The organism is Levilactobacillus senmaizukei DSM 21775 = NBRC 103853 (genome assembly GCF_001592085.1).
GTDB lineage: Bacteria > Bacillota > Bacilli > Lactobacillales > Lactobacillaceae > Levilactobacillus > Levilactobacillus senmaizukei.
The window spans coordinates 1-4,763 of the sequence record NZ_BCWD01000045.1 but is presented as its reverse complement, the minus strand read 5'-3'; the positions used below and the strand labels follow the sequence as shown (position 1 = coordinate 4,763).

Genomic DNA, 4,763 nt, shown 5'->3' with positions numbered 1-4,763 from the left:
TTTTTTTGTGCTTAGGCTTCATTTGATGAGTGATCAATCTTGTCGGTGATATTTGGCGGATAGGTTCAGAGTTAAGCGGTAGACGGAGCCGCTGATTAGACTGAGAGAAAGTTGGCCGGCTAGGCTTCTGACGAGAGTTATTCAAGGGACCATTTTGGCTTATCCGGTGAACTGCTGGCAGGACAATTAGAAATCTCATCGACACTAGTTGAAAGGTTAAGAAAAGGTTGGGTTCACTGCCTGGCTGAGTGTCTGACTGGCAACCGGTCTGATAACTCAGTAAACTAATCAGCAGTCTGAGAATACTAAGGAGCGAAAGTATGCGGAAGCTTGGTTGGTCGTTACTGTTAGGTGGTCTACTGTTGGGTGGGTTATTTGGTCATGGCACACGGGTCATCGAGTCGTCGCAACAGCGGCTGGAACAACTACAGCAGGCTTTGCCGATTGTTGGCCGACAGGAACGACAGCGGGCGACCCCCATTGAGTCGATTGTCACGCCGAATACCTTACGTTCGACCTACCACTACCATTTTGCCAAGGGGGTCCCAGGACACGTGCAAGCTCTTTTTATGAGGGCCATCGCCGAATATAATGAGACGGGGGTGGTCAACCTGGTAGCTGGGCAACCGCTTTGGGGTCAGAATGGGATCACCTTATTTGCCTACCATAAGGCCACTAGCGACGCCGGTAGTCAATATCTGGAACTTGGTAAGGGGGGACCAGAAATTCACGAGGTGAGCGGTTTAGACGTGTTCACCGTTAATCGAGCCCGGTCTGGACTGAATGTTGATCACCCGACTAGGCTGCGAGCGTCGATCGCCGTTCACGAGGTGGGCCATGCCCTGGGTCTAGACCACAGTGAACAACGCTCCTCCGTGATGTTTCCGGTGGATCAGGGAACGGTGACGTTATCGACGGCGGATCTTCAAGCGTTACGCCATATTTATCCCGCGCCACACGCAAAAAAGACGCCCACCAACCGGTGAGCGTCTTTTCGTGACGTTATTAATTATTTAGTGAAGTCGACAACCATCCGGCCAACAATTGAGTTAGCCTTCATTTCGTCGATGATATCGTTAACTTCGTCCAGACGACGAGTCTTAACGATAGGGTGAACCTTGCCTTCGGCACCGAATTGGAAGGTTTCGGCCAAGTCTTGACGGGTCCCAACTAAGGAGCCGCGAACTGAAATACCATCCAGAACGGTCTTAGCAATGTTCAATTCCATATTTCCTTGAGGAAGGGCAACGGCAACTAACTTGCCATCTGGCTTCAAGGCGTTAACGGATTGGGTGAAGGCATCCTTCGTAACGGCAGTCACTTGAGCATTGTCAACCCCGCCAACCTTAGCTTGGATTTGTTCGGCAACGTCACCATCATGACGGTTGATTAAGATTTCAGCACCGTCTTTCTTGGCGGCAGCTAATTTGTCAGGGTTACCATCAACGGCGATGACGTGCGCACCAAAGACGTTGTGAGCGTATTGAATGGCCAGGTTACCTAAACCACCGGCACCAACGACTTCAACCCATTGGCCTGGCTTAGTTTCACCAGTCTTCAAAGCCTTGTACATGGTAACACCGGCACAAGTGAGGGAAGTGGCTTCGACTGGGTCCAAACCATCGGGAACCTTGACGGCGTAATTTGCATCAACGATGCATTCTTCAGCCATGGCACCATCAACGGTGAAACCAGAGTTTTGAACGTTCCGGCACAGCGTTTCGCGACCGGTTAAGCAGTATTCACAATGGCCACAACCCTTGAAGAACCAGGCAACAGAAACACGGTCGCCAATCTTCAAGTTTTTAACGTCATCGGCAACTTGGATAACCTTACCAACACCTTCGTGACCGATGATCCGGCCAGGTTGCTTGCCAAAGTCGCCGGCAGCAACGTGCAGGTCAGTGTGACAGAGACCACAGTATTCCATCTTAACTAAAGCTTCACCATGGGTGATTGGACGCAAAGTAACATCTTTAATATCAACGTAACCGTCGACTGAATCGCGAATAACAGCAGCTTTCATTCAAAAAATCCCCTTTTCTAGTTGTCTACGTGCATTAGTATACTGCAAACGGTGCCATTTTCAAGTGAATTATTGCACAAAAAAATAAAATATTAACGCATTGTCTTTAAGAATGGCTTAATGGTAGGGATAGATTAGGAAACCCCAGTAACTAAATTATGTGAAGCAACTTACTATTTGGGGTTTTCAAAGGCCTAATAGTAAATGTATACAACCGGTTGCCGTTACATTTCGGCTGAATAAAACTTAAGCTTCTGCATAAACTGTGACTTAAATGTGAAACGTGGGTAGTTTTGACATACAATTATGAGAAAATATGATAAAATTAAATGTTGAATTGAATATCGGTCACCCGGCCGTTAATGGAAGTTTTACAGGCCGGATGCAGCTAATTAGCCTAGAGGAGTTAAATCATAATGAGTCGAATTTTAATTATTGAAGATGAAAAAAATCTGGCACGCTTCGTTGAGTTGGAACTTAAACACGAAGGGTACGAGACGAATGTCCAATTCAATGGTCGGACGGGACTAGATGCCGCATTGTCTCAAGACTTTGACGTCATTTTGTTAGACTTGATGTTACCCGAACTCAATGGGATTGAAGTCGCTCGTCGTGTACGTGAAATGAAGAGCACCCCAATTATCATGATGACGGCCAGAGATTCCGTGATCGACCGGGTATCAGGGTTGGACCACGGTGCCGATGACTACATTGTGAAGCCATTTGCCATTGAAGAATTGTTAGCTCGTGTCCGGGCACTGTTGCGGCGGATTCACCTAGAAGGCGAACAGAAGAGTACCAAACAGACGACCGTTAAGTTTAAGGACTTGACGATTGAAAAGGAAAACCGAATTGTTCGTCGGGGGGATGAAGTCATCAACCTGACAAAACGTGAATATGAATTACTTTTGGCGTTAATGGAAAACATTAACGTGGTTTTAGCACGAGATGTGCTGTTAACCAAGGTCTGGGGTTACGAGTCAGAAGTGGAGACCAACGTGGTCGATGTCTACGTCCGTTACCTTCGGAACAAAATTGATGTCCCTGGTCAAAAGAGTTACATTCAGACCGTCCGTGGGACCGGGTACGTGATGCGCTCGTGAGGAATGATTCTGAAATAATCGTCGCCGATAACGAAACGCCATCTAAGAAGAATGGCTTTCGTTTTTCATTAAAGTGGGAATGGGCCCTGTCGACCGTGGTCGGAGTCTTGGTCATCTTCGGTGTGATTGTTTACTTAATTTTCAGTAGTTTTATGACCGTATTGATGCGCCAGGAGAAGGCTCACGTCGGGGATACCTTGAATGTCATCCAGGAACGGTTGAGTAATCAACAGGCGGTCCTGACCAGTCAGCAGGTCAATCAGATCCTACGGCCACGGTCGGTATTGGCGGATAGTCAGCAGCCGGGACGGTCGTATAACAATGCCATCCTGACGAGCCTGGCGCGTGATAGCCAGACCGTTATTGTGTATGACGCTCAGAATCGGGCAATCTTTTCAACTGGGAAGAGTCCGGTTAAGTTCAAAGCGGTCGCTCAACAGAGAATTGCTGAGCAGACCTTGAACGGGAGCAAAGGGCTGGTTGGCCGGGCACCGATTCGGGCCAAGCAGGGTAATCGTGTGCTGGGCTACGTGTTGGTAACCGATAATCTTCAGGATTATCATGCCACTCAGGTGAAGTTGCTGCAGGTGGAAATTGTGCTAGGTTTGATGGCCGGTTTAGCAGCGGCCGTTCTGAGCTACAGCTTGGCTGCATTTCTATTGCGGCCGGTTGAGGCCATTCGGGACACCATTCATGCGGTTCGAGACGATCCACAGACGGATGTCCGGGTGCCAGAGATGCATCATCAAGATGAGTTGAGTGACCTGGGAACGTTGTTTAACGGGATGCTTGACACTACGCAACGGTACATGGACCAGCAACAGCAATTTGTGGAGGATGTTTCCCATGAGCTGCGGACGCCGGTGGCCATCATTCAAGGCCATATGGAAATGTTGGATCGTTGGGGAAAGGATGATCCAGAAGTCCTCAATGAATCGATCAAGGCTTCTTTACAGGAAACCAAGCGAATGCAAAGTTTGGTTCAAGAAATGTTGGACCTTCAGCGAGCTGAACAGATCGATGTTAACTTTCCAAATGAAGTTTCGGATGTGACCGAGGTTGTGACACAGGTCTTCGATAACTTCAAGATGATTCATCCGGATTATGTGTTTATCCTGGATGACGATGTTGAACGTCCAATTCAGTCCCAGATATATCGGAATCACCTGGAACAAATCCTGATTATCCTGTTGGACAATGCGGTGAAGTATTCTCAGACACGTAAGGAAGTCCACTTATCCTATGAGAGTGATTCCAGGAGCGTCGAAGTAGCGGTCCAAGACTTCGGTGAAGGCATTTCCCAGGAGAATCGGAACCGAGTGTTCAACCGGTTCTACCGGGTCGATAAGGCTCGCTCCCGGACAAAAGGGGGCAACGGTTTGGGTTTGGCGATTGCTAAACGTTTGATAGAAGCCTATCATGGTCGGATTACGATTGAGAGTGCCTTAGGGCATGGATCGGTCTTCCGAATTACCTTACCCATTCTTTCGGATGCGGACGCAGCGATTTTGAATGAAAAAAAGGCTCAGGCCCAAGCAATCAATGATATTCCCGGGATCAAGTCTGAGTTGTTGGACTCACCAACCAATGAGACGGAACCTGAGGAACAAAAAACAGATAAACAAGACTAAATT

At 48.0% G+C, this 4,763-nt stretch carries 4 protein-coding genes; 3 read left to right on the top strand and 1 reads right to left on the bottom strand.

Annotated elements, in window-relative coordinates:
* The first annotated feature begins 320 nt into the window (after positions 1-320).
* Positions 321-986, top strand: a complete 666-nt coding sequence (locus LSE01S_RS10430; RefSeq protein ID WP_061777568.1) for a matrixin family metalloprotease — start codon at positions 321-323, stop codon at positions 984-986.
* Between the two features lie 23 nt (positions 987-1,009).
* Here LSE01S_RS10430 and adhP read toward each other — a convergent pair whose 3' ends face one another.
* A complete protein-coding gene (gene adhP, locus LSE01S_RS10425) occupies positions 1,010-2,026 on the bottom strand; it encodes an alcohol dehydrogenase AdhP (RefSeq protein WP_061777567.1) in 1,017 nt (338 codons plus the stop codon).
* Between the two features lie 416 nt (positions 2,027-2,442).
* On the opposite strand from adhP, the gene LSE01S_RS10420 reads away from it, so the two are divergent.
* Both LSE01S_RS10420 and LSE01S_RS10415 read left to right on the top strand, forming a co-directional pair.
* Positions 2,443-3,129: a response regulator transcription factor gene (locus tag LSE01S_RS10420; RefSeq protein ID WP_061777566.1), complete on the top strand. Its 687-nt coding sequence runs from the start codon at positions 2,443-2,445 to the stop codon at positions 3,127-3,129.
* Between the two features lie 14 nt (positions 3,130-3,143).
* Positions 3,144-4,760: a HAMP domain-containing sensor histidine kinase gene (locus LSE01S_RS10415; RefSeq protein WP_420843302.1), complete on the top strand. Its 1,617-nt coding sequence runs from the start codon at positions 3,144-3,146 to the stop codon at positions 4,758-4,760.
* The last annotated feature ends 3 nt before the right edge of the window (positions 4,761-4,763 follow it).

Coding starts and splice junctions, on each gene's coding strand:
- LSE01S_RS10420 (WP_061777566.1), top strand. CDS start 2,443: ATGAGTCGAATTTTAATTATTGAAGATGAAAAAAATCTGGCACGCTTC.
- adhP (WP_061777567.1), bottom strand. CDS start 2,026: ATGAAAGCTGCTGTTATTCGCGATTCAGTCGACGGTTACGTTGATATT.
- LSE01S_RS10430 (WP_061777568.1), top strand. CDS start 321: ATGCGGAAGCTTGGTTGGTCGTTACTGTTAGGTGGTCTACTGTTGGGT.